Origin of the sequence: Streptomyces triticirhizae (genome assembly GCF_003696235.1) — a bacterium.
GTDB classification, from domain to species: Bacteria; Actinomycetota; Actinomycetes; order Streptomycetales; family Streptomycetaceae; genus Streptomyces; species Streptomyces triticirhizae.
On record NZ_RFFJ01000061.1, the window covers coordinates 1 to 23,105 of the forward strand.

19 protein-coding genes and 1 tRNA gene are annotated in these 23,105 nt (G+C 74.1%); 16 read left to right on the forward strand and 4 right to left on the reverse strand.

Annotated elements, in window-relative coordinates:
• On the forward strand, positions 1-1,151 hold a 1,151-nt coding region (locus EBN88_RS13175; RefSeq protein WP_147472714.1), incomplete at its 5' end, for a tetratricopeptide repeat protein.
• Between the two features lie 621 nt (positions 1,152-1,772).
• Here EBN88_RS13175 and EBN88_RS13180 read toward each other — a convergent pair.
• A complete protein-coding gene (locus EBN88_RS13180) occupies positions 1,773-2,408 on the reverse strand; it encodes an SACE_7040 family transcriptional regulator (protein WP_122184050.1) in 636 nt (211 codons plus the stop codon).
• 46 nt (positions 2,409-2,454) lie between these two features.
• Between EBN88_RS13180 and EBN88_RS13185 the strand changes: the two genes are divergently transcribed.
• The 7 genes from EBN88_RS13185 to glmS all read left to right on the forward strand — a co-directional run bounded on the left by EBN88_RS13185 (position 2,455) and on the right by glmS (position 11,788).
• Complete coding sequence (locus EBN88_RS13185) at positions 2,455-4,071, forward strand: carboxyl transferase domain-containing protein (protein ID WP_122184051.1); 1,617 nt, start codon at positions 2,455-2,457, stop codon at positions 4,069-4,071.
• 13 nt (positions 4,072-4,084) lie between these two features.
• On the forward strand, positions 4,085-6,169 hold the full coding sequence (locus EBN88_RS13190; protein ID WP_122184052.1) for an acetyl/propionyl/methylcrotonyl-CoA carboxylase subunit alpha: 2,085 nt from the start codon (positions 4,085-4,087) through the stop codon (positions 6,167-6,169).
• On the forward strand, positions 6,169-7,110 hold the full coding sequence (locus tag EBN88_RS13195; RefSeq protein WP_122184053.1) for a hydroxymethylglutaryl-CoA lyase: 942 nt from the start codon (positions 6,169-6,171) through the stop codon (positions 7,108-7,110). Before EBN88_RS13190 ends, EBN88_RS13195 begins: the two co-directional genes overlap by 1 nt.
• 14 nt (positions 7,111-7,124) lie before the next feature.
• Positions 7,125-8,282: an acyl-CoA dehydrogenase family protein gene (locus tag EBN88_RS13200; protein WP_122184054.1), complete on the forward strand. Its 1,158-nt coding sequence runs from the start codon at positions 7,125-7,127 to the stop codon at positions 8,280-8,282.
• 288 nt (positions 8,283-8,570) lie between these two features.
• Positions 8,571-9,506 carry a DUF4429 domain-containing protein gene (locus EBN88_RS13205; RefSeq protein WP_122184073.1) on the forward strand — a complete coding sequence of 312 codons (936 nt, stop codon included), beginning with the start codon at positions 8,571-8,573 and terminating at the stop codon, positions 9,504-9,506.
• 109 nt (positions 9,507-9,615) lie between these two features.
• The gene (locus EBN88_RS13210; RefSeq protein ID WP_122184055.1) at positions 9,616-9,891 is read left to right on the forward strand and encodes a hypothetical protein; all 276 of its coding nucleotides are present in this window, start codon (positions 9,616-9,618) and stop codon (positions 9,889-9,891) included.
• A 76-nt stretch (positions 9,892-9,967) separates the two neighbouring features.
• Positions 9,968-11,788, forward strand: coding sequence for a glutamine--fructose-6-phosphate transaminase (isomerizing) (gene glmS, locus EBN88_RS13215; RefSeq protein WP_122184056.1), 1,821 nt, complete (start codon positions 9,968-9,970; stop codon positions 11,786-11,788).
• A 326-nt stretch (positions 11,789-12,114) separates the two neighbouring features.
• Here the strand turns inward: glmS and EBN88_RS13220 are convergent, their stop codons facing one another.
• A complete protein-coding gene (locus tag EBN88_RS13220; protein ID WP_122184057.1) occupies positions 12,115-12,633 on the reverse strand; it encodes a universal stress protein in 519 nt (172 codons plus the stop codon).
• Positions 12,634-13,376: 743 nt separating this feature from the next.
• Here EBN88_RS13220 and EBN88_RS13225 point away from each other — a divergent pair.
• From EBN88_RS13225 to EBN88_RS13240, 4 genes are all read left to right on the forward strand, one after another.
• A complete protein-coding gene (locus tag EBN88_RS13225) occupies positions 13,377-14,483 on the forward strand; it encodes a GlxA family transcriptional regulator (protein WP_122184058.1) in 1,107 nt (368 codons plus the stop codon).
• A gap of 66 nt (positions 14,484-14,549) precedes the next feature.
• Complete coding sequence (orn, locus tag EBN88_RS13230; protein ID WP_122184059.1) at positions 14,550-15,149, forward strand: oligoribonuclease; 600 nt, start codon at positions 14,550-14,552, stop codon at positions 15,147-15,149.
• Between the two features lie 116 nt (positions 15,150-15,265).
• Positions 15,266-15,341, forward strand: a tRNA-His gene (locus EBN88_RS13235).
• Positions 15,342-15,536: 195 nt separating this feature from the next.
• The gene (locus EBN88_RS13240) at positions 15,537-15,989 is read left to right on the forward strand and encodes a hypothetical protein (RefSeq protein ID WP_122184060.1); all 453 of its coding nucleotides are present in this window, start codon (positions 15,537-15,539) and stop codon (positions 15,987-15,989) included.
• Positions 15,990-16,058: 69 nt separating this feature from the next.
• On the opposite strand, the gene EBN88_RS13245 is transcribed toward EBN88_RS13240, so the two are convergent.
• Complete coding sequence (locus tag EBN88_RS13245; protein ID WP_122184061.1) at positions 16,059-16,739, reverse strand: DUF2637 domain-containing protein; 681 nt, start codon at positions 16,737-16,739, stop codon at positions 16,059-16,061.
• Positions 16,740-16,959: 220 nt separating this feature from the next.
• On the opposite strand from EBN88_RS13245, the gene EBN88_RS13250 reads away from it, so the two are divergent.
• The 4 genes from EBN88_RS13250 to EBN88_RS31790 all read left to right on the forward strand — a co-directional run bounded on the left by EBN88_RS13250 (position 16,960) and on the right by EBN88_RS31790 (position 22,473).
• Positions 16,960-17,673: a M50 family metallopeptidase gene (locus EBN88_RS13250; protein ID WP_122184062.1), complete on the forward strand. Its 714-nt coding sequence runs from the start codon at positions 16,960-16,962 to the stop codon at positions 17,671-17,673.
• Between the two features lie 41 nt (positions 17,674-17,714).
• On the forward strand, positions 17,715-19,085 hold the full coding sequence (aroA, locus tag EBN88_RS13255; RefSeq protein WP_122184063.1) for a 3-phosphoshikimate 1-carboxyvinyltransferase: 1,371 nt from the start codon (positions 17,715-17,717) through the stop codon (positions 19,083-19,085).
• A 17-nt stretch (positions 19,086-19,102) separates the two neighbouring features.
• Positions 19,103-20,110 (forward strand): ribosome small subunit-dependent GTPase A, encoded by a 1,008-nt coding sequence (rsgA, locus tag EBN88_RS13260; RefSeq protein ID WP_122184064.1) that lies wholly within the window; start codon positions 19,103-19,105, stop codon positions 20,108-20,110.
• A gap of 89 nt (positions 20,111-20,199) precedes the next feature.
• Positions 20,200-22,473: a protein kinase domain-containing protein gene (locus EBN88_RS31790; protein ID WP_233580640.1), complete on the forward strand. Its 2,274-nt coding sequence runs from the start codon at positions 20,200-20,202 to the stop codon at positions 22,471-22,473.
• An 18-nt stretch (positions 22,474-22,491) separates the two neighbouring features.
• Here EBN88_RS31790 and EBN88_RS13275 read toward each other — a convergent pair whose 3' ends face one another.
• Positions 22,492-22,995: a TetR/AcrR family transcriptional regulator gene (locus EBN88_RS13275; RefSeq protein WP_122184066.1), complete on the reverse strand. Its 504-nt coding sequence runs from the start codon at positions 22,993-22,995 to the stop codon at positions 22,492-22,494.
• Between the last annotated feature and the right edge of the window lie 110 nt (positions 22,996-23,105).

Consider the following 23,105-nt stretch of genomic DNA (forward strand, 5'->3'; position numbering starts at 1 on the left):
GGCGGGCGGCGCTGCGGCTCGGCGCGCTGCTGGAGCGGCGCGGCGAGACCGCCGAGGCCGGGCGTTGGTACCTGGAGGCGGCGGAGGCCGGCGAGGCGCGGGCCGCCAGCGCGCTCGGCTTCCTGCTGCGGGACTCCGGCGACGAGGCCGGCGCCGAGACATGGTGGCGGAGCGCCGCCAGGGACGGCGACGGGCCCGCCGCCAACGCGCTGGGCGCGCTGCACGCGCGGCGCGGCGAGCGGCAGGAGGCGCAGCGCTGGTACCGGGCGGCGGTCGAGGCCGGGGACATCAACGGGTCGTTCAACCTGGCCCTGTTGAGCGCGGGTCAGGGCCGCACCGCTCAGGCCGAGCAGTGGTACCGCAGGGCGGCCTACGCGGGCCACCGCGAGGCGGCCAACGCGCTCGCCGTGCTGCTGTTGCAGCGCGGCGACGCGGACGGCGCCGAGCCGTGGTTCTCCAAGGCCGCCGAGGCGGGCAGCGTGGACGCCTCGTTCAACCTGGGCATCCTGTACGCCGGGCGCGGCCAGGAGGAGGCCGCCACGCGGTGGTACCGCAGGGCGGCCGAGGCCGGGCACGCTGAGGCCGCGCTGCAACTCGCCGTCGAGCTGCTGCGGTCGGGTACCGGCGACGCCGAGCGGCGGCTCGCGGAGAAGTGGCTGCGGCAGGCCGCCGAGGGCGGCAGCGTCGAGGGCGCCTTCCGGCTGGCCGTGCTGCTGGAGCGGTACGGCGAGGCGGCGGAGCAGGGCGAGGGGCCGGCGGAGTACGAGCGCTGGTACGAGCGGGCGGCCGAGGCCGGGCACCGCCGCGCGCAGGTGCGTCTTGGCATGTGCGCGGCCGGCCGGGACGACGTGGTCACGGCGGCCCGTTGGTACCGCGAGGCCGCGGAGGCCGGCAGCCGCAACGGCGCGTTCAACCTCGGGCTGCTGCTGGCCCGCGAGGGCAGCGAGCCGGAGGCGGCGCTGTGGTGGCGCAGGGCGGCCGAGGCCGGGCACGGCCGGGCGGCGCTGCGGCTGGCGCTGCTGGCCTCGCGCCGGGGGGACCTGGCCGAGGGCGGCAGCTGGTGCACCCGGGCGATGGAGTTGGGCCCCGCCGAGGTGACCGAACGCGCGGCCCGGCTGCGCGACGCGTTGGCGCAGGAGCTGACGGCGTGACGGCCTGACGGCCTGAGCGTCTCGGGGGCGCCGGCGCGGGGCGCCGGCGCGGCCGGTGCCCCTGCCGGGGCACGAAAGTTGGGTGGCGCTTCGGGTGAGCTGAACGGAACGGGCCTCGTTCGGATGAACGGAGCCCGTTCCGTTTCGGTCGCGGTCGGCTTGGCCGGCGCGAGCCGGGTCGCTCTTTCGGGTGACGCGGGCCGGCTGCGCGGGGGGTTGGCGTCGTGGGCCGGGTTTCCGTGCTCGGCCGTGCCGGTGGGGCCCGGGTGTGGTCTGAGGACGATGCGCGCGGTTCTGGGTGGTGCCCCGTCCCGGCACGCGGGCGCGGGCACGGCCCGCCGGCTGGTCCCGCGGGTCGGCCCCCGGCCCCGGTGCTCGGCCGTGCCGGCGGGCGGCGGGATGCCGGCCGCCTGCCGCGCCGGGTGGGACGGACCGCCGTCGCGAACGCGTCCCGGAGCACCGAGTTGACTCGTCGGCGTAGCCGGCCTCGTCGCCGGTGACACGGCCGGCTGCCCGAACGCCGGCCCGGCGAGCGTGGGAACGGGGCGCCGCCCCAGGCGCTCCGCCGCCCCCACGCGCTCCGCCGGGGGGCGAGCGACCGCCGCGCGGCAGTCGCTCCGTTCAGTCCTGGCGGGCCGCCTCCGTGAAGGCGGCCAGCGCCATGCGGTGCAGGAGTTGGGCCGTCTCCTCGCGGTCGGGGAGGGCGTTGGGGCGGGACAGGCGGCGGGTGGAGTTCAGCAGGCCGAAGACCGCGTGCACGGCGGCGCGGGCCCGTTCCGGGGCCAGCGAGGGGTGCACCCCGCGCAGCGTTTCCACCCACAACTCGACGTACTGTCGCTGGAGTTGACGCACCCGGCGGCGGTCGTCCGCCGGCAGGCGGTCCAGCTCGCGGTCGTGCAGGGTGATCAGGTCCCGGTCGTCGATGGCGAAGTCGATATGCCCGGCGACCAGCGCCTCCAGCGCCGCGCTGGCCGGCTCGCCGGCCTCAGCCGCCTCGGCGACCCGCTGCTGCCCGCCGTCCCGCAGTCGGGTGGAGATGCCGACCAGCAGCTCGGTGAGCATCGCGTCCTTGCCGGCGAAGTGGCGGTAGAGCGCCGGGCCGCTGATGCCCACCGCCGCACCGATCTCGTCGACGCCCACGCCGTGGAAACCGTGCGCGGCGAAGAGCCTGGAGGCCTCCCGCAGGATCTGCTCCCGACGCGAGAGCCCTGCGGGAGGCGAGAAGGTTGATGAGCCGGACGGCTCGTGCGCGCTCATAAAGCTATTGTAGACATGGCGGTTAGCGAGCGTTAACCTGACGGGTATGCGGCAGGCACCGACGCTGAGCAGCACCGCCGATCCCGCCTCCGAGGCGTACCGCGCCAATGAGGCCGTCCACCGCGAGCGCGCCGCCCGGCTCCGCGAGACCCTGGCCGCCGCCCGGCTGGGCGGCGGCGAGCGGGCCCGCGCCCGCCATCTCGCCCGGGGCAAGTTGCTGCCCCGCGACCGGGTGGACGCGCTCCTCGACCCCGGCTCCCCGTTCCTCGAACTGGCCCCGCTGGCCGCGCACGGCCTCTACGAGGGCCAGGCCCCGGCCGCCGGGGTCATCGCCGGCATCGGCCGGGTCAGCGGTCGCGAGGTCATGGTCGTCGCCAACGACGCGACGGTGAAGGGCGGCACCTACTTCCCCCTGACGGTCAAGAAGCACCTGCGCGCCCAGGAGGTCGCGCGCGAGAACCGCCTCCCCTGCGTCTATCTGGTGGACTCCGGCGGCGCCTTCCTCCCGATGCAGGACGAGGTCTTCCCCGACCGGGACCACTTCGGCCGGATCTTCTACCACCAGGCCCGGATGTCCGCCGAGGGCATTCCGCAGATTGCCGCCGTGCTCGGTTCCTGTACGGCGGGGGGCGCCTACGTTCCCGCGATGAGCGACGAGGCGGTCATCGTGCGCGGTCAGGGCACGATCTTCCTCGGCGGGCCGCCGCTGGTGAAGGCGGCGACCGGGGAGGAGGTCACCGCCGAGGAGTTGGGCGGCGGCGAGGTGCACGCCCGCGCCTCGGGGGTGACCGACCACCTCGCGGAGGACGACGCCGACGCGCTGCGCATCGTGCGGACCATCGTCGCCACGCTGCCCGAGCGCGGCCCGTTGCCCTGGTCGGTCGAGCCGGCCGAGCCGCCCGCCCTCGACCCGGCCGGCCTCTACGGCGTGGTGCCGGCCGACCCGCGCACCCCGTACGACGTGCGCGAGGTGATCGCCCGGCTGGTGGACGGCTCGCGGTTCCAGGAGTTCAAGGCGGAGTTCGGGACGACGCTGGTCACCGGCTTCGCGCGGCTCCACGGCCACCCGGTGGGCGTGGTGGCCAACAACGGCATCCTGTTCTCCGAGTCGGCGCAGAAGGGCGCGCACTTCGTGCAGCTCTGCGACCAGCGCGGCATCCCGCTGCTCTTCCTCCAGAACATCGCGGGCTTCATGGTCGGCCGCGCGTACGAGGCGGGCGGGATCGCCAAGCACGGGGCCAAGATGGTCACCGCCGTCGCCTGCGCCCGGGTGCCCAGGCTGACCGTGGTGATCGGCGGCTCCTACGGGGCGGGCAACTACTCGATGTGCGGCCGGGCCTACTCGCCCCGCTTCCTGTGGATGTGGCCGGGCGCCAAGATCTCGGTGATGGGCGGCGAACAGGCAGCCGCCGTGCTGGCCACCGTCCGCCGGGACCAGCTGGCCGCCGCCGGCGAGGAGTGGCCGCCCGAGGACGAGGAGGCGTTCCGCGCGCCGATCAGGGAGCGGTACGAGGCGCAGGGCGACGCCTACTACGCCACCGCCCGGCTCTGGGACGACGGCGTGATCGACCCGCTGGAGACCCGCACGGTGCTGGGCCTGGCGCTGACGGCCTGCGCCCACGCCCCGCTGAGCGACGCCGGCTTCGGCGTCTTCCGGATGTAGGGGAGGGGAGCCGATGACCGCAACGGGCGGCGGGCGCACGGGCTTTGACACGGTGCTGGTGGCCAACCGGGGTGAGATCGCGGTGCGGATCATCCGCACGCTGCGCCGGATGGGCCTCACCTCGGTCGCCGTGCACAGCGACGCCGACGCCGGGGCCCGCCATGTCGCGGAGGCCGACGTGGCCGTCCGGCTGGGCCCGGCGCCGGCCGCCGAGAGCTATCTGCACGTCGAACGCCTGCTGGCGGCGGCCGAGCGGACCGGCGCCGGCGCCGTGCACCCCGGCTACGGCTTCCTCGCGGAGAACGCCGCGTTCGCCCGGGCGGTCGCCGAGGCCGGGCTGGCCTTCGTCGGCCCGCCGGCCGAGGCGATCGAGGTGATGGGCGACAAGATCCGCGCCAAACAGGCCGTCGCGGCGGCCGGCGTCCCGGTGGTGCCGGGCGGGCACGGCGAGGATCTCCTCGCGGTGGCGCGGGAGTTGGGGATGCCGGTGCTGCTCAAGCCGTCGGCCGGCGGGGGCGGCAAGGGGATGCGGCTGGTGCGCGACGCCGCGCGGCTGCCGGAGGAGATCGAGGCGGCCCGGCGCACCGCCCGTTCCGCCTTCGGCGACGACACGCTGCTCGTCGAGCGGTGGGTCGACCGCCCGCGCCACATCGAGGTGCAGGTGCTGGCCGACGGCGCCGGCCGGGTGCTGCACCTGGGGGAGCGCGAGTGCTCCCTGCAACGCCGCCACCAGAAGATCGTCGAGGAGGCGCCCAGCCCGCTGCTGGACGAGGCGACGCGGGCCGCGATGGGCCGCGCCGCCGTGCGGGCGGCCGGGGCCTGCGGCTACCGGGGCGCGGGCACGGTGGAGTTCATCGTGGCCGGGCACGGGGTCGGCGGCGAGCACTACTTCATGGAGATGAACACCAGGCTCCAGGTGGAACACCCGGTGACCGAGCTGGTCACGGGACTCGACCTGGTGGAGTGGCAGCTGCGGATCGCCGCCGGCGAGGAACTCCCGTTCGGCCAGGACGAGATCGCGTGCACCGGGCACGCGGTCGAGGCGCGGGTCTGCGCCGAGACCGCGCGGCTGACCGAGGCGGACGGCGAGCGCCGGGTGGACTTCCTGCCGTCCACGGGTCCGGTGCTGCTGGTCGAGGAGCCGGCCGGCGAGGGCGTCAGGGTGGACTCGGGCATCGCCGCCGGCACCGAGGTCGGCGCGCACTACGACCCGCTGCTGGCCAAGGTCGTGGCGCACGGCCCCGACCGGCCGACGGCGCTGCGCCGGCTGCGGGCCGCGCTGGGCCGCACGACCGTGCTGGGCGTCGAGACCAACACGGCCTTTCTGCGGGCCCTGTTGGACCACCCCCGGGTGCGCTCGGGCGACCTGCACACCGGGCTGGTCGACGCGGACGCGGCCGAGCTGCTGCCGGACGGCGTTCCCGAGGAGGTGTACGCGGCGGCCGCGCTGCTGCGCCAGGCCGCGCTGGAGCCGACGCCGGGGCCCGACGGCTGGCTCGACCCGTTCGCCGTGCCGTCCGGCTGGCGGCTCGGCGGCCGGCCCGCGCCCGTCCCGCACCGGCTGCGGGCCGCCGGCGCCGAGCCGGTGACGGTGTGGGTCGCGGAGGGCTCCGTGCGGATCGAGCATCGGTCCGGGTCCGGGTCCGGGTCCGGGGCCGGGTCCGGGTCCGGAGAGGAACGGGGAACGCCCGCCCGGCTGCTGTCCGTTGGCGAGCGCGAGGCGCGCCTGGAGTACGCGGGGCGCGTGCTGCGGGTGACGCACGCCCCCGTGCCGGGCGGCCGCTGGCTGGGGATGGACGGCGGCGCCTGGCGGCTGCTCGACCACGATCCGGTGGTCTCCCGGGGCGGCACCGCCCAGCCGGGCGCCGAGTCGCTGACCGCGCCCATGCCAGGGACCGTCACCGTCGTCAAGGCGGCCGTGGGCGACGCGGTGGCGGCCGGTCAGAGCCTGCTGGTGGTGGAGGCCATGAAGATGGAACACCCGATCGTCGCCCCGCACGCCGGCACCCTCACCGCGCTGGAGGTCGCCGCCGGCGACACCGTGGCGATGGACCAGGTCCTCGCCGTGGTCACCCCCGACCCTGGCGAGGAGCCCTGATGGCGCTCGACACGCTGCCGGCCCGGGTCCGCGTCCACGAGGTGGGCCCCAGGGACGGCCTCCAGAACGAGTCGGCGCTGGTCCCCGTCGAGGTCAAGGCCGAGCTGGTGCGCCGGCTGGTCGCCGCCGGGCTGGACACCGTCGAGGTCACCAGCTTTGTGCACCCGCGCTGGGTGCCCCAACTCGCCGACGCCGCCGAGCTGTTCCCTTTGGTCCGCGAGCTGCCGGCGCGGCTGCCCGTGCTGGTGCCCAACGAACGCGGGCTGGACCGGGCGCTGGAGCTGGGCGCCCGCGAGGTCGCCGTCTTCGCCTCGGTCACCGAGTCGTTCGCCCGGGCCAACCTCAACCGCACGGTCGAGGAGTCGCTGGCCATGTTCGCGCCCGTGGTGGAACGGGCCACCGCCGCCGGCGTTCCGGTGCGCGGCTATCTGTCGATGTGCTTCGGCGACCCGTGGGAGGGGCGGGTGCCCGTCGCGCGGGTGGTCGAGGTCGCCGGCCGGCTGGCCGAGTTGGGCTGCGGCGAGCTGAGCCTGGGCGACACCATCGGCGTCGCGACGCCCGGCCAGGTGGTCGAGGTGCTGGCCGCGCTGGACGCGGCCGGGCTGACCGCCGACCGGCTCGCCGTCCACTTCCACGACACCTACGGCCAGGCCCTCGCCAACACCCTGACCGCCCTCCAGCACGGCGTCACCACCGTCGACGCCTCCGCCGGCGGGCTCGGTGGCTGCCCGTTCGCCCGCTCCGCCACCGGCAACCTCGCCACCGAGGACCTGCTGTGGATGCTTGACGGGCTGGGCGTCGAGACCGGCGTCGACCTCGACGCCCTCGCCGCCACCAGCCGCTGGCTCGCCGAACGCCTGGGCCGACCCAGCCCCTCGCGCACGGTCACCGCGCTCGCACCGCCCTCCCCCGAGGAGAACCCCTCCCCCGAGGAGACCTGAGAAGGAGCCCCACCATGTCTCTCGACCACCGCCTCACCCCCGAACACGAGGAACTGCGCCGCACCGTCGAGGCGTTCGCGCGCGACGTGGTCGCGCCCAAGATCGGCGGGTTCTACGAGCGACACGAGTTCCCCTACGACATCGTCCGCGAGATGGGCCGAATGGGACTCTTCGGGCTGCCGTTCCCCGAGGAGTACGGCGGGATGGGCGGCGACTACCTGGCGTTGTGCCTGGCCATCGAGGAGTTGGCGCGGGTGGACTCCTCGGTGGCGATCACCCTGGAGGCCGGCGTCTCGCTGGGCGCGATGCCGATCTTCCGCTTCGGCACCGAGGAGCAGCGCCGCCGCTGGCTGCCGGCGCTCTGCTCGGGCGAGGCGCTGGGGGCGTTCGGCCTGACCGAGCCGGAGTGCGGCTCGGACGCCTCCGGCACCCGCACCACGGCCGTGCGGGACGGCGGGGAGTGGGTGATCAACGGCACCAAGAGCTTCATCACCAACTCGGGAACGGACATCACGGCGTTTGTCACGGTCACGGCGGTGACCGGCCGCAGGCCGGACGGCTCCCCGGTGATCTCGGCGATCGTCGTGCCGGCCGGCACCCCCGGCCTGTCCGTCGCGCCCGGCTACTCCAAGGTCGGGTGGAACGCCTCGGACACCCGCGAGCTGTCCTTCAACGACGTGCGGGTCCCTGAGGACCATCTGCTGGGCGAGGAGGGGCGGGGCTACGCCCAGTTCCTGAGCATCCTGGACGAGGGCCGGATCGCGATCGCCTCGCTGGCCACCGGGCTGGCCCAGGGCTGCGTCGACGAGTCGGTGCGCTACGCGCGGGAACGGATCGCCTTCGGGCGGCCGATCGGGGAGAACCAGGCCATCGAGTTCAAGCTGGCCGACATGGCGACCCGGGCGTACACCGCGCGGATCGCCTGGCGGGACGCGGCCTCCCGGCTGCTGGCCGGCGAGCCGTTCAAGACGGAGGCCGCGATGGCCAAGCTGCACGCCTCCGACATCGCCGTGACCAACGCCCGCGAGGCCACCCAGATCCACGGCGGCTACGGCTTCATGAACGAGTACCCGGTGGCCAGGATGTGGCGGGACGCCAAGATCCTGGAGATCGGCGAGGGCACCAGCGAGGTTCAGCGGATGCTGATCGCACGCCACCTCAAGGCCGCGTGAGGCCGGCTCCGCCGAACGTGAACGCACCGTGAAACGCTACGAGTTGGTTTTCCCCGGGCCGCCGACCGAGCCCGGCGAACGGTGCCCGCTGGTCGACTCGGCCGGACGGCCGGCTGCCGGCTGAACTCCGGAGTGCGGTGGCCGCAGCCCCGCCAGGGGCCGGTGGTCGATCAGCACACGGTCACTGTGCGCGCCAACTCGCTCACCCCGCACGCCCATTCGGTCATCCCCTCGACAGCGCCGCCCCGATTGTCAGGGCCGGCTGGAAGAATCGGGGCCATGGTCGCCATGGCAGAGATCAGTCAACCGTCCGGCGCTTGGTACTTCGAGGGCGATGTGCTGCGCATCGTGCCGGGCCACGGCAAGGGCGTTCATCTGCTGCGGTCCTCGCTGGGCGAGTTGGTCGTGCCGCTCACCGCCGTGGCCTCCGTCTCCCACGAGTCGGGCCGCAAGAGCGGCCGGCTGCGCCTTCGGCTGCGGCACGGCGCCGACCCGCTGGTCCAGGCGACCGGCGGCCGGCTGCCCGACGCCGCCGACCCGTACCAGCTGGAGGTGGCGCGGGACCGTTCCGGCGTCGCCGAGTACCTGGTCGAGTCGGTCCGCAACGCGCTGCTCATCGAGCAGGTCCCGAGCGAGCCCTGCGACCGCTATCTGCTGCCCGGGCCCAGCGTGCCGCTGACCCTGCACGCCTCCGACGGCGAGGTGACCTTCGACGGGGAGCAGCTGCGGATCACCTGGGGCTGGGGCGCCGAGGAGAGCAAGAAGAGCGCCGGCCCCAGGACCCTGGCCCTGCACGACCTCGCCGAGGTCCAGTGGACGCCGCCGGTGGGCTGGGAGAACGGCTTCGTCCGCTTCCTGCCCAAGGGCGTCGCCCCGGCCGCTGTGAAGCCGGCGCACGACCCCAACACCGTGGTGCTCTGGGGCCTGCGGATGGCCAAGGACGTCGCGGAGTCGGCGCTGTTGACCGCCGCCGTGCTGGCCCGGCTGCCGCACCCCTCGGCCCACTCGTCGGCGCACCCCTCGGCGCACCCCTCGGGCCAGGGCGCCGCCGGTCGGTTGGCGAAGGCGCCGGACGCGCCCGCCCTGCCGGGCGGCGAGGGCGCGTCGCCCGACCAGGACACCATCCTGCGACGGCTGCGGGAGTTGGGCGAGTTGCACCGTTCGGGCGTGCTCACCGACGAGGAGTTCGCCGCCGCCAAGAAGGCCATGATCGACCGGCTCTAAGGCGTCCATAGACCGTCCATAGACCGTCCGCAGCCCGCTCACGACACATCCCTGCCCGATATCGGGCAGGAATGTTGCGAAAGTCCTCCGCGGTCCGCAGTATCGAGGGGTGCCCGAACGTCGAACGCCCCACGAGGACCTCGTGGACCACCTGGTCCGCAGTACCCCCCTCGGGCGTGGCGAAGCCGCCCGCGTGGTCCTCGATGTGCTGGCGTATTTCGACGAGACCACCGAGGAGTTCGTTCGGAGGCGGCACCGGGAGCTACGCGCCCGGGGGCTGACCAACGAGGGGATCTTCGAGCGCGTCGCGGAGGAGCTGCCGCACCGCGCGGTGGCCCCGCCGACGCTCTCGCTGCGGCAGTTGCGCCGGATCGTCTACGGGTGACGGACGGCCGTTCGCCCCACCCGGGGCGCGCACGGGACGACGGGCAGCCGGAAGAACGACAGCAGGAGGAACCAGGATGTGCGGAATCGTCGGATACATCGGGAAACGAGATGTCGCCCCGCTCCTGCTGGAGGGACTCCAACGACTTGAGTACCGGGGCTATGACTCCGCCGGCATCGCCATCCACAGCAGTGGAAAGAACGGCGGCCTGAAGACCGTCAAGGCCGCCGGCCGCGTCCGCGAGCTGGAGGAGCGCCTCCCGGCCCGCTTCGCCGGCACCGGCGGCATCGCCCACACCCGCTGGGCCACCCACGGCGCGCCCAACGACACCAACGCCCACCCGCACCTGGACGACGCCGGCAAGGTCGCCGTCGTCCACAACGGCATCATCGACAACTCCGCCGAGCTGCGCGCCAAGCTCTCCGCCGACGGGATCTCCCTCGCCTCAGAGACCGACACCGAGGTGCTCGCCCACCTGATCGCCCGCGCCCAGGCCGCCACGCTGGAGGAGAAGGTCCGCGAGGCGCTGCGCTACGTCGAGGGCACCTACGGCATCGCCGTGCTGCACGCCGACTTCCCCGACCGCATCGTGGTGGCCCGCAACGGCTCGCCCGTGGTGCTGGGCATCGGCGAGAAGGAGATGTTCGTCGCCTCCGACGTGGCGGCCCTGGTCAGCCACACCCGCCAGGTGATCACCCTGGACGACGGCGAGATGGCCACCCTCAAGGCCGACGACTACCGCACCTACACCACCGACGGCAGCCGCACCGCCGCCTCGCCCACCACGGTGGAGTGGGAGGCGGAGAGCTACGACATGGGTGGCCACGACACCTATATGCACAAGGAGATCGCCGAGCAGCCCGACGCGGTGGACCGCGCGCTGCGCGGCCGGATCGACGACCGCTTCGCGACCGTCCGCCTCGGCGGGCTCAACCTGGACGCCAGGGCCGCGCGCGGGGTGCGCCGGGTGAAGATCCTCGGCTGCGGCTCCGCCTACCACGCGGGACTGATCGGCGCTCAGCTGATCGAGGAGCTGGCCCGCATCCCGGCCGACGCCGAGCCCGCCAGCGAGTTCCGCTACCGCAACGCGGTGGTCGACCCCGACACCCTCTACATCGCCACCAGCCAGTCCGGCGAGACCTACGACACCCTGGCCGCCGTCCAGGAGTTGAAGCGCAAGGGCGCCATGGTGCTGGGCGTGGTCAACGTCGTCGGCTCGGCGATCGCCCGGGAGACCGACGGCGGCGTCTACGTCCACGCGGGCCCCGAGGTCTGCGTGGTCTCCACCAAGTGCTTCACCAACACCGCCGTGGCGTTCGCCCTGTTGGCGCTCCACCTGGGCCGGATCAGGGACCTGTCGGTGGCCGACGGCCGGCGGATCATCGAGGGCCTGCGGCGGCTGCCGGCGCAGATCGCGGAGATCCTCCGCGACGAGGACCGGATCGCGGCGCTGGCCAAGGACTTCGCCGACGCCAGGAGCATGATGTTCGTCGGCCGGGTGCGGGGCTTCCCCGTCGCCAAGGAGGCCTCGCTCAAGCTCAAGGAGGTCTCGTACATCCACGCCGAGGCGTACCCGGCGTCCGAGCTGAAGCACGGCCCGCTGGCCCTGATCGAGCCGGCCGTGCCGACCGTCGCGATCATGCCCAACGACGAGCTGCTGGAGAAGAACCGCGCCACCCTGGAGGAGATCAAGGCCCGCAGCGGGCGCATCCTGGCCGTCGCGCACGAGGAGCAGGCCAAGGCCGACGACACCATCGTGGTGCCCCGCAACGAGCCCGAGCTGGACCCGGTGCTGATGGGCATCCCGCTGCAACTGCTCGCCTACCACACGGCGTTGGCCCTCGGCCGGGACATCGACAAGCCCCGGAACCTCGCCAAGTCCGTGACCGTGGAGTGAGCGTGGCCTGAGACCGCGAGGCGGAAACAGGCGGCGGCCCCCGGGGAAGTGCGTGCCACCAAACGCACCCCGGGGGCCGCCCCAGGTTGCCGGCGTCGCCCATTACGCCGGCAGGGGAAGGCCGGGGCCGGGTCCGTCACCTCCCGGCCGTCGGCCCAAGCCGACCCGTCCGCCGCCGCCTGACGGCGGCTGGCGGAGCTGGTGTCAGCTTTATGCCCATCACAAACGCACAATCCACGTCCCATGCCCGGTGAATTTGGTGAATGGTCAGTGGGGATTCGCCGCCGCTCCATCCCACGGGCGGACGCCGGCGGGGCCCTGCGGCCTCAGGGGATCACGATCACCGGGCGCTGGGCGCGGCGCGCCAGCCGTCCGGAGACCGAGCCGAAGATCCGGCTCAACAGTCCGTGCGTGGTGCCGACCACGATCGCGTTGGCCGCGTACTCGCGCCCGACCTCCTCCAGCTCGTGGCAGATGTCGCCACCGCGCTCCAGCAGCACCCAGGGCAGGTCGGAGAGGTGCTCGGCGCAGGAGAGTTCGAGCCCCAGTACCTCGGTGCGGTGGTCGGGGACGTCGACCAGCGCGGGCGGCTCGCAGCCGGCCCAGACGGTGGTCGGCAGCCGGTTGGCCACGTGCACGATGATCAGGCCCGCGTGGGAGCGCTGCGCGAGGCCGGCGGCGTACGCCAGCGCGCGCTCGCTGGAGGTGGAGCCGTCGAAGCCCACCACCACGCCGTGCTGGAACGCGGGATCACGCGCCGCGTGGTCCTCGGTCGCCGGGTCGGGCGTATCGGGTTCTACGACGCGCCTGCGATCCGCTGGTTCGGGGAACTCGTATCCAGCCATCGGAGCCTCAGCGGGGAGTCGGTGAGGAGACCTCGGGAATGTGTGGGAGATGGGGGCGGAGCGCGTGGGGAAGGAGGAGGGTACTCCCTTTCGTCACAGGTTCCACCTCCAGGGTACGGCGTTCAGGTACCTAGTTCCCAGAGATGGTGTGTACAACCCTGGAAACCGGTCCCGCGACCGTGACCGTGCAGGATGCCGCATCCTCGGCCGCCCAGGCAACGCTTTCGGACACTTTCCGGCGCCTGTGATTCCGCGCGGTGATCGGCGCCGGGGCGGCGGCCATGCCAGGGCCGGGGGGCGCATGGGTGCTCCTGTTCTGGACATGATCACCGAGCGTGCTCGAGGGGTTGCGGCACGAGCGCCCCCCGAGCGCCCCCGGCGCACGCCGGGCGCGCGGTCTGAAGTTCTTGCTGACGGCTTTTATTTTCAGCCAACTTCCCTGTGGCCGCCCCACCTTGCTCATCCACCCCTTCAACACCTGGGGTATACCCGGTGGATGGGCCATCCCTGGCCTGCTGCCCCCTGCGGCGGGCGCTCTCGGGGGGAGGCGTACTTCCCCCAACTGCCGCCACGTGAAACGCTTCCTGATCGAATGCTTCGCGCCACGTTGTCATGTCGATTTAGCGCCGAGTGATGAACTTGTCCCGCCGACCTCGCCTGACACAGTAGATTCGATCTTGGCAAACACGTCGGGGGAAACGTGCAGGACCGAGAGGATGCGACGACCGAGGGAACTGAGGAGCATGAGCCAGGACCCAACGCACGGCCCCGAGCCCGCTGTCAAGCTGGCTGCCCGACGCCGCCGCGAAGTCGTCGCGGTGCTGCTGTTCAGCGGCAGTCCGATGTTCGAAAGCTCCATCCCGTTGTCCGTCTTCGGCGTCGACCGCCAGGATGCCGGGGTGCCGCGCTACCGTCTGCTGGCCTGTGCCGGCGAGGACGGACCCCTGCGCACCACCGCCGGTCTCGAACTGCGCGCGCCCTACGGGCTGGGCGCCGTGGCCCGCGCCGGCACCGTCATCGTGCCCGCCTGGCGGTCCATCACCGGGCCGCCCCCGGCGGCCGCGTTGGCGGCGCTCCGGCGGGCGCACAGCGAGGGCGCCCGGATCGTCGGCCTGTGCACCGGGGCCTTCGCCCTGGGCGCCGCCGGCCTGCTCGACGGCCGGCCGGCGACCACGCACTGGATGTACGCCCCGACGCTGGCCAAGCGCTACCCCTCGGTGCACGTGGACCCCAGGGAACTCTTCGTGGACGACGGTGACATCCTCACCTCGGCCGGGACGGCGGCGGGCATCGACCTGTGCCTGCACATAGTCCGGCAGGACCACGGCCCCGAGGCGGCGGCCGCGCTGGCCCGCCGCCTGGTGCTCCCGCCCCGGCGGGGCAACGGGACGGAGGTCGGCCCGCACCGCCATCTGGACCGGTCTTTACCAGAGGACATCGGCGCCGACCCGCTGGCCGAGGTGGTGGCCTGGGCCCTGGAACACCTGCACGAACAGTTCGACGTGGAGACGCTCGCGGCCCGCGCCTACATGAGCCGGCGGACCTTCGACCGCAGGTTCCGCTCGCTCACCGGCAGCGCGCCGCTCCAGTGGCTGATCACCCAGCGGGTGCTCCAGGCGCAGCGGTTGCTGGAGGTCTCCGACTACTCGGTGGACGAGGTCGCCGGCCGCTGCGGGTTCCGCAGCCCGGTGGCGCTGCGCGGCCACTTCCGGCGCCAGTTGGGCGCCTCACCGGCCGCCTACCGGGCGGCCTACCGGGCTCGCCAGCAGGACGGCACCGGCCGGAGCAAGCCGGTGACGGACGGCTACTCGCCCCGGGTGCCGGGCCAACGGCCGCGCCCCGAGCGCTGAGGCCCGCGCACATGCCGGTCGTGCACCGCGACGAAGCCGTCGCGGTGCGCGACGTAAGGTTGTCGCATGAACGATCGCATGGTGTGGATCGACTGTGAGATGACCGGCCTCTCGCTGGCCGACGACGCTCTCGTCGAGGTCGCCGCCCTGGTGACCGACTCCGAGCTGAACGTGCTGGGCGACGGCGTGGACGTGGTGATCCGGCCGCCGGACGCCGCCCTGGAGTCGATGCCGGACGTGGTGCGCGCCATGCACACCGCGTCCGGGCTCCTGGACGAGTTGGCCGGGGGGCGGACCCTGGCCGAGGCGGAGGACCTGGTGCTCGACTACGTCGTCAAGCACGCCCCGGAGGCCGGGAAGAGCCCGCTGGCCGGCAACTCGGTCGGCACCGACCGGGGCTTCCTGGCGCGGGACATGCCGCGCCTCGAAGGGCACCTGCACTACCGGGTGATCGACGTCTCCTCGATCAAGGAGCTGGCGCGCCGCTGGTACCCCCGGGTCTACTTCAACAGCCCGGAGAAGAGCGGCAACCACCGCGCGCTGGCGGACATCAGGGAGTCCATCGCCGAGCTGCGCTACTACCGCGAGGCGGTCTTCGTTCCCCAGCCGGGACCGGACTCCGAGGCGGCCCGCAGGATCGCCGCCCAGCACGTCTCGCCGAGCTAGCCGGGGCCTCCGGGGCCCTTCCTGGGCCCTCGGGCGGGGCGTGCGAGCACCCTTTGGGACCCTGTACACTCGTGGAGCGGTTGAAGGCGGCGAACGCGCCGTTCAGGCCGGTCATGGTGGGTGTAGCTCAGCTGGTAGAGCACCTGGTTGTGGTCCAGGTGGCCGCGGGTTCAAGTCCCGTCACTCACCCCAGGAACGAGAGCCCCCCGGGCGGCGGAGGACGCCGCCCGGGGGGCTTCCTCGTGCGGCCGGCCGGGGGCCGGCGGGCGGCGCGGGCCCCGCTCTCACCCGAACGAGGGACCCCGGGGCGGGGTGGTCAACTCCTAGACTTGCCTGGTCAGTTGGGTCGACGGGGGCATCGTTCTCCCGCGTGACGCAGGGAGGGCCATGCGTCCCGAGCGCTTCGTGGAGTTCGCCTGTGACCGCTATCCGGCGGTCGCCGGGGTCAAGGAGGTCGAGCCCTGGTCCGAGGGGAACGTCCGGCCCTTCGGCGTGCTGGTGGCGTTCGACTCGGGGACCAGGCTGTGGCACGCGGTCACCGCGCAGCCGCCGGCGGGCACGGAGGCGCCGGCGGGGCGGGCCCCCGAGCCGGTGCCGCGGCCGGAGTTGGGGGAGGGCCGGCCGACGCCGCTGGCCGTCGAGCGCTTCCTGGTCGCGGCCGTGACCAACGCGGGCCTGGCCGGGGTGGCGCGGGTCTGGGGCTACTCGGAGCGGGAGCCGCCGGCCAGCACCCCGGGCTTCGGCGTCGAGTTCCACGACGGCGCCCGGATCTTCGCGCCCTTTGTCCACTTCGCCGACCCGGGCCAACAGCGCGGCGCGGCCTATGAGTTGGCCACCTAGGGCGGAGCGGGCGGCCAACCCGGGTCCCGAAGGCAGAAGGAGGCGGAGAAGGGGGTAAGAATGCTCCGTTCAGCCCCGGTGGTGGCCGGTCCGCTGGCGGGGCAGCGCATGGCGCGGCGGATTGGTGAGGGTCATCTGCTTGACGATCTGGTGGAAGGCGACCAGCGCCGAGACCGGCGGCACGGCGGCCACCGCGATGTCCACGGTGGTCATCGGGGCCTGGGCGACCGAGAGGCAGACGGCCAGCCCGGAGAAGAGGATCACCACCACCCACGAGTGGCGCACGCTCCGCTGGTGGAGGGCGGCGCGGAGGATGGAGAGCGACGCGACCAGCCAGGGGCCGTAGACCAGCAGCGGCCACCACGCGTTGAGCAGCGCCGACTGGCCGGGGGCCGCCGCGTCGCGCAGCGGCTGGTAGCTGATCAGCCCGCCCAGCACGCTCAACATCGCGACCAGCACCGCCGTCGTCGCCCCCAGCAGCAGGCTGGCCCAGCGCAGCCACCTGACCCTGGCCGACTCCCGGGGCGCGGTGACCCGGTGGCGGGTCCTGCGGTGCCGGGGCGCCGGGGGCTCCGGCAGCTCCTCCGTCCTGAGCAGGTCGGTCAGCCGCGCGGTGTCGTCGCCGAAGCCCCAGCCGTTCCCCACGGGGGGCAGGTCCGGATGCGGCCCCGTGCGCAGTTCGGGGGGAACGAAGACCCCCATGTCCTCGGTGCCGTGCGGCCAGGCCGCGCCTCGGGAGTCGTGCATCATCGGTCGCGGTCCTCGCCCTCGGCTGGCAGTGCGGTCACATTCCGCCAAACGACGCGGCCCCGGCCGGGATGTGAGGCATTGGAGTGAATGGCGTCCTGCGGGTGGCCCAGCGGGCGGCCCCTTGACCGAACCGTTTCTTCTGGCCGCCCGCGTCGTTAGCGCCGCCCGGGCCGGCTCGCCTCGGCGTCCCCCGAAAGAGAGGCCCTAGGATCGGGCAGTCATGGACATCGCTGATATCGGGGAGCTGTGGGACCGGGTCACCGGCACCCAGCCCGCTCCCGAGATGTGGTTGATACTGGGGACGGCCGTCGTCGCGCTGGCGGCGGTCGTCTCCCGGGGCGTGTGGCGGGTGGCGCGGAACGCCGTCACCATCGCGCACGAGGGTGGGCACGGGCTGGTCGCGTTGCTCACCGGGCGGAAGCTGGACGGCATCACCCTGCACTCCGACACCTCGGGGCTGACGGTCTCCCGGGGCAAACCCACCGGTTTCGGGATGATCCTCACGGCGGCGGCCGGCTATGTGGCCCCCTCGCTGCTGGGGCTCGGGGGCGCGGCGCTGCTGGCCGACGGGCGGATCACGGCGCTGCTGTGGGGCGCGACCGCGCTGCTGCTGGCGCTGCTGGTGATGGTGCGGAACGCCTACGGCCTGCTGACCGTGCTGCTGACCTGCGCGCTCTTCCTGCTGGTCAGCTGGCTCACCGAGCCGGACGTGCAGGCCGCGTTCGCCTATGTGGTCGTCTGGTTCCTGCTGTTGGGGGGCGTGCGGCCGGTCTTCGAGCTACAGACCAAGCGCCGGCGCGGACAGGCGCGCGACTCGGACGCGGACCAGCTCGCCCGGCTGACGCACACGCCGGCCTTCTTCTGGCTGATTCTGTTTCACGCGGTGACGCTGACGTCGTTGACCGGTGGCGCCCGGTGGTTGCTTGACCGTTGAACACCGGCGATCACGGACTGTCACGCACTAGAGTGAGGCTCATGACCGACGACAGCGAGACCCTGGCCCTCTGGCCCGCGCCTTTCGCCTCCGGCGCGGTGGACGCGACGGTAACGGTGCCCGGCTCCAAGTCGGTCACCAACCGTGCCCTGATCCTGGCGGCGCTGGCCGCCGACCCCGGCTGGCTGCGCCGCCCGCTGCGCTCCCGGGACACCCTGCTGATGGCGGACGCACTCCGCGCGCTCGGCATCGGCATCGAGGAGACCGTCTCATCCAACTCGGCGGTCTCGGGACTGCCCGTCGGCCGGGGCGAGGCCTGGCGGGTCATCCCGGCCCACCCGCAGGCGCCGGCCACGGTGGACGTCGGCAACGCCGGCACCGTGATGCGTTTCCTGCCGCCGCTGGCCGCGCTCGCCGAGGGGCCGGTGCGGTTCGACGGCGACCCCCGTTCCCACGAGCGCCCCCTGCACGGGGTGATCGACGCGCTGCGCGCGCTGGGCGCCCGGATCGACGACGGCGGGCGCGGCGCGCTGCCGATGACGGTGCACGGCGCCGGCTCGTTGGACGGCGGGCGGGTCGACGTGGACGCCTCCGCCTCCTCCCAGTTCGTCAGCGCCCTGCTGCTCTCCGCGCCCCGGTTCAACCAGGGCGTCGAGGTGCGGCACGTCGGGGAGCGGCTGCCCTCGATGCCGCACATCAGGATGACCGTGGACATGCTGCGCCGGGCCGGCGCCCAGGTGGACGCGCCGGACTCCGGCGGCGAGCCCAACGTGTGGCGGGTGACGTCGGGGGCGCTCCTCGGCCGGGACCTGGTCATCGAGCCGGACCTCTCCAACGCCCAGCCGTTCCTGGCCGCCGCGCTGGTCACCGGGGGTCGGGTCACGATCCCGGACTGGCCGACGCACACCACCCAGCCCGGCGACGCGCTGCGCCGGATCTTCACCGAGATGGGCGGGGAGTGCCGCCTCGACGCGCGGGGCCTGACCCTGACCGGCACCGGCCGGGTGCGCGGCATCGACGCCGACCTCAGCGAGGTCGGCGAGCTGACGCCCGGCATCGCCGCCGTCGCCGCGCTCGCCGACGGCGAGTCCACGTTGCGCGGCGTCGGCCATCTGCGGCTCCACGAGACGGACCGGCTGGCCGCGCTGACCAAGGAGATCAACGCGCTCGGCGGCGATGTCACCGAGACCGAGGACGGGCTGCGCATCCGGCCGCGCCCGCTGCACGGCGGCGTCTTCCACACCTACGAGGACCACCGACTCGCCACCGCCGGCGCGCTGTTGGGCCTGGTGGTCAAGGACGTCGAGGTGGAGGACATCGCCACCACGGCCAAGACCATGCCCGACTTCCCCGAGCTGTGGCACGGGATGCTGGCGCCCGAGGGGCCCGGCGCGGCGGGGGCCGGGGACTAGGCGCGGGCGGGCCGGCGATGCGCCGCTACGGCAAGCACACGGACGAGGACGACGTTCGGGTCCGGCCGAGTCGCCGGGGCACCAGGCCGCGCACGCACCGCAGGCCCGCCCACGAGGACGCGGCCGAGGGCTTCGTGGTGACGGTGGACCGGGGCCGGATCACCTGCCTGGTGGAGGAGCGCACCGTGCTCGCCATGAAGGCCCGGGAGTTGGGCCGCAAGGGCGTGGTGGTGGGCGACCGGGTCGCGGTGGTCGGGGACCTCTCCGGCGACAAGGACACCCTGGCCCGCGTGGTGCGCGTCGAGGAGCGGCGCTCCGTGCTGCGCCGCACGGCGGACGACGACGATCCGCACGAGCGGGTCGTCGTCGCCAACGCCGACCAGCTGGCGATCGTGACCGCGCTGGCCGACCCGGAGCCGCGCCCCCGGCTGATCGACCGCTGCCTGGTGGCCGCCTATGACGCGGGTCTTGAGCCGCTGTTGATCCTCACCAAGGCCGATCTGGCGCCGGCGAAGCCGCTGTTGGACACCTACACCCCGCTCGGGGTGCGGCATGTGGTGACCACCGCCGAGCGGTTCGACGACGAGGAGGCCGTCGAGCCGGTGCACGCCCTGCTGGCCGGTCGGATCACGGCCTTCGTGGGGCACAGCGGGGTCGGCAAGACCACCCTGGTGAACGCGCTGGTGCCCGAGCGGCGGCGGGCGACCGGCCGGGTCAACGCGGTCACCGGGCGCGGCCGGCACACCACGGTCTCCGCGCTGGCGCTGCCGCTGCCCGACGACGGGGGCTGGGTGATCGACACCCCGGGCGTGCGGTCGTTCGGGCTGAACCACGTCGATCCGTCCCGGGTGATCCACGCGTTCCCCGACCTGGAGCCGGGCGCGGCGGACTGCCCCCGCGCGTGCGGCCACGACGAGCCGGACTGCGCGCTGGACGACTGGGTGGCCGAGGGCCACGCCGAGCCGGCCCGCCTCTACTCGCTGCGCAGGCTGCTGGCGACCAGGGAGCGGCACGAGGGCGACTGAGGCGCCCTGAGGGGAGTACCGCGCCGTGGGCGCGGGACTACGATGCGCCTGCTGACCGAGAAGGGCGCATCCGTGGGGGACCTGGGGCCGTGAACGACCGCATACTCGCCGACCGTTACCGGCTGTTGCGCCCGCTCGGGCGGGGTGGGATGGGGGAGGTGTGGGAGGCGCGCGACGAGCGGCTGCGGCGGCAGGTCGGCGTCAAGGTGGTCTCGGCCCTGGCCGGCGGCGGCAGCCGGGCCGACGAGGCGCGCGCCCGCTTCCTGCGGGAGGCGCGGATCACCGCCGCCCTCCAGCATCCGAACATCGTGACCGTGCACGATCTGGGCGAGGCCGTGACCGAGGAGGGCACCACGCCGTTCCTGGTCATGGAGTTGCTGCGCGGCGAGGGCCTGGACGCGGTCGTCGGGCGCGGCAGGGTCGGCGCGGCGGACGCCGCCCGGTGGGGCGCGCAGGTCTGTGACGCGCTGGCCGAGGCGCACGCCGCCGGCATCCTGCACCGCGACATCAAGCCGGCGAACCTGTTCGTCACGTCCCGGGGCAACCTGAAGGTGCTCGACTTCGGGATCGCCCGCGCCGTCGACCCGGTGGCCACCGAGGACCGGGTGACCCACACCGGGTTCCTGGTGGGCACGGCCGCCTATCTGGCGCCCGAGCAGGCGCGCGGCCGCCCCGAGCCGCGCAGCGACCTGTACGCGCTGGGCTGTGTGCTGTTCGAACTGCGCACCGGGCGGCCGCCGTTCACCGCCCCCGACGCGCTCGGCTACCTCACGGCGCACCTCCACGACCAGCCGCCGGCGCCGAGCGCCGTCGCCCCCGGCGTCTCGGCGGACTGGGACGCGTTGATCCTGCGGCTGTTGGCCAAGGAGCCGGGCGAGCGGTACGCGTCGGCCGCCGCGCTCGCCGAGGCGCTGCGCGGCCTCGACGGCGGGGCGGCGGCGCCCGCCGTCCCGCGCCACGGGCCGACCGTGGTGGACGAGGGGAGCGCGCGGCCGGCGACCATCACCGCGACCGCGTCGACGGCCGACGCCCCGAAGGCCCCGACCACCCCCGCGCCGCCCGGCGGCGACCACACCAGCCGACGCGAGCTGTTGGTGCGCGGCGCCGGCCTGGCCGCGCTCGCGGCGGCCGGCGGCTCGGCCGCGCTCTACCTGACCGCCGACCCGGGCAAGGGCCCGGTGAACTGGTCGCTGACCATCGACGACATCAGCCAACTCGCCAGCCACGGCAACGACATCCTGGCCGACGGGCGCTGCTTCGTGGCCGCGGGGCACGACTACAGGGACACCGCCGCGATCCACGCCGTCGACCTGTCGAACGGCGAGCCGCTGTGGCAGGTGCCGTTGGACGCGCCGTTGGCCGGCGGGGGCATGATCCTGAACGCCGTGGACGGCACCGTGCTCGCCGTGACGCGGAACGGGAACGAGGGCCTCCTGCTGCACGCCCTCGACGCGGCCAGCGGCGAACGCCGGTGGGACCTGGGGGTCGACGGCGGCGCCGAGTTCGCCGTGCACCGGCCCAGCGGTCTGCTGATCCAGCGCGAGGACTCCTATGTCAGCGGGAGGGTTCCGAGCAGCGGCGAGGGGCGGTGGGGGACGGGCGCGCTGGAGGGCGGCGACCTGGCGTTGGTCGGGGACCTGGTGCTGTGCTCGGGGGTCTCCACCGCGATGTTGGACGCGGGGACGGGCGAACTGCTGTGGGAGAGCCCCGACATCTCCCTGATGGACCACGCGGGCCGGGCGCACCCGGTCGGCGAGGGCTTCCTCTGCTACGAGCACGCCGGGACGACGGCCGGCGTCGACCTCGTCCTTCGCGAGGCGCGCACGGGCGAGCAGGTCTGGCGCACCGCGTTCCTCGACGGTGAGCCGGAGAACGGGCTGCGGGACACCCCGCCCCTCGGCTCGCTGCTGTCCGGCACCACCGTGTTCCTGCCGCACGCCGCCGGGGACCGCCGGCGGCCGACCGCCGTCGACGCGCTCACCGGCGAGCCGAGGTGGACCTACGACGGCGCCTGGAGCCCGGCCGGGTCCGGCCGGGCCGTCGGCGTGGCGGGCGGTTTCGTCCTGCCCACCGGCGCGGAGGGCACGGCGTGCCGGGCCGCCGAGGACGGCGCGGAGCTGTGGCGCGACGAGGCCGGCGACACCCAGCTGGTGCGGGCCGCCGACGGCTGTGTCCTGCTCTATCGGACCAGGGACGAGCGGCTGTTCAGGCGCTGGACCACCCTCCGGGTCCTCGACGCGGAGACCGGCGGCGAGATGTGGGCGGGCACGTTCGACAGCAGGGAGCTGAGCGGCCCGGCGATCGCGGGCGACCGGTTCGTCGTCCTGGACCGCGACGGGACGCTGTGGTCGCTGCGGGTGTGAACGGGCCCGGCGAGTCGGCTAGTTGGCCTGGTCGGGCGGCGCGATCAGCCGGGAGAGGGCCAGCCGTATCGCGGTCTCGCAGGAGTCGGGGAGTTCATCCCGGCCCTGCGGCGCGGTGTGCGGGGCCAGGGCGCGCAGCGCGCGCTCGCGCAACTCGGCGACGAGCCGGCCCGGTTGGTGCTCGGCCGGCGGCATCCCCGCGCAGCGGCAGCCGGTGAGCGAGGCGCGGACGAGCCGGTCGGCACGCGCGGTGCGGACGATCCAGTCGGCCGCGTCGGCGAGCGGGTCGCCGGCGCGCGCGGAGCGCCGGGCGCAGTGCTCGCGGAACGCCTCCAGGAACCCGGTGACCCGGTGGTCGGTCAGGGCCCGGCCGAGCCCGGCCTTGTCGCCGAACTCGTTGTACAGGGTCTGCCGGGAGACGCCGGCCGAGGCGGCCACCTCCACCATCCGCACCTGGGGCCACGGGCGTTCGTCGACGGCGGTTCTGGCGGCTTCCAGCAGGGACTCGCGGGCGGTGGGCATCGTCGCCTCCTCGCTCCAGGTGCGGCACCGGCCTGGTCCGGGCACAGAATTGACGCGCCCGGGCGGGGTGTCAAGGGTGGTCGCGGCCACGGCCGCCGGGGGAAGGTCGG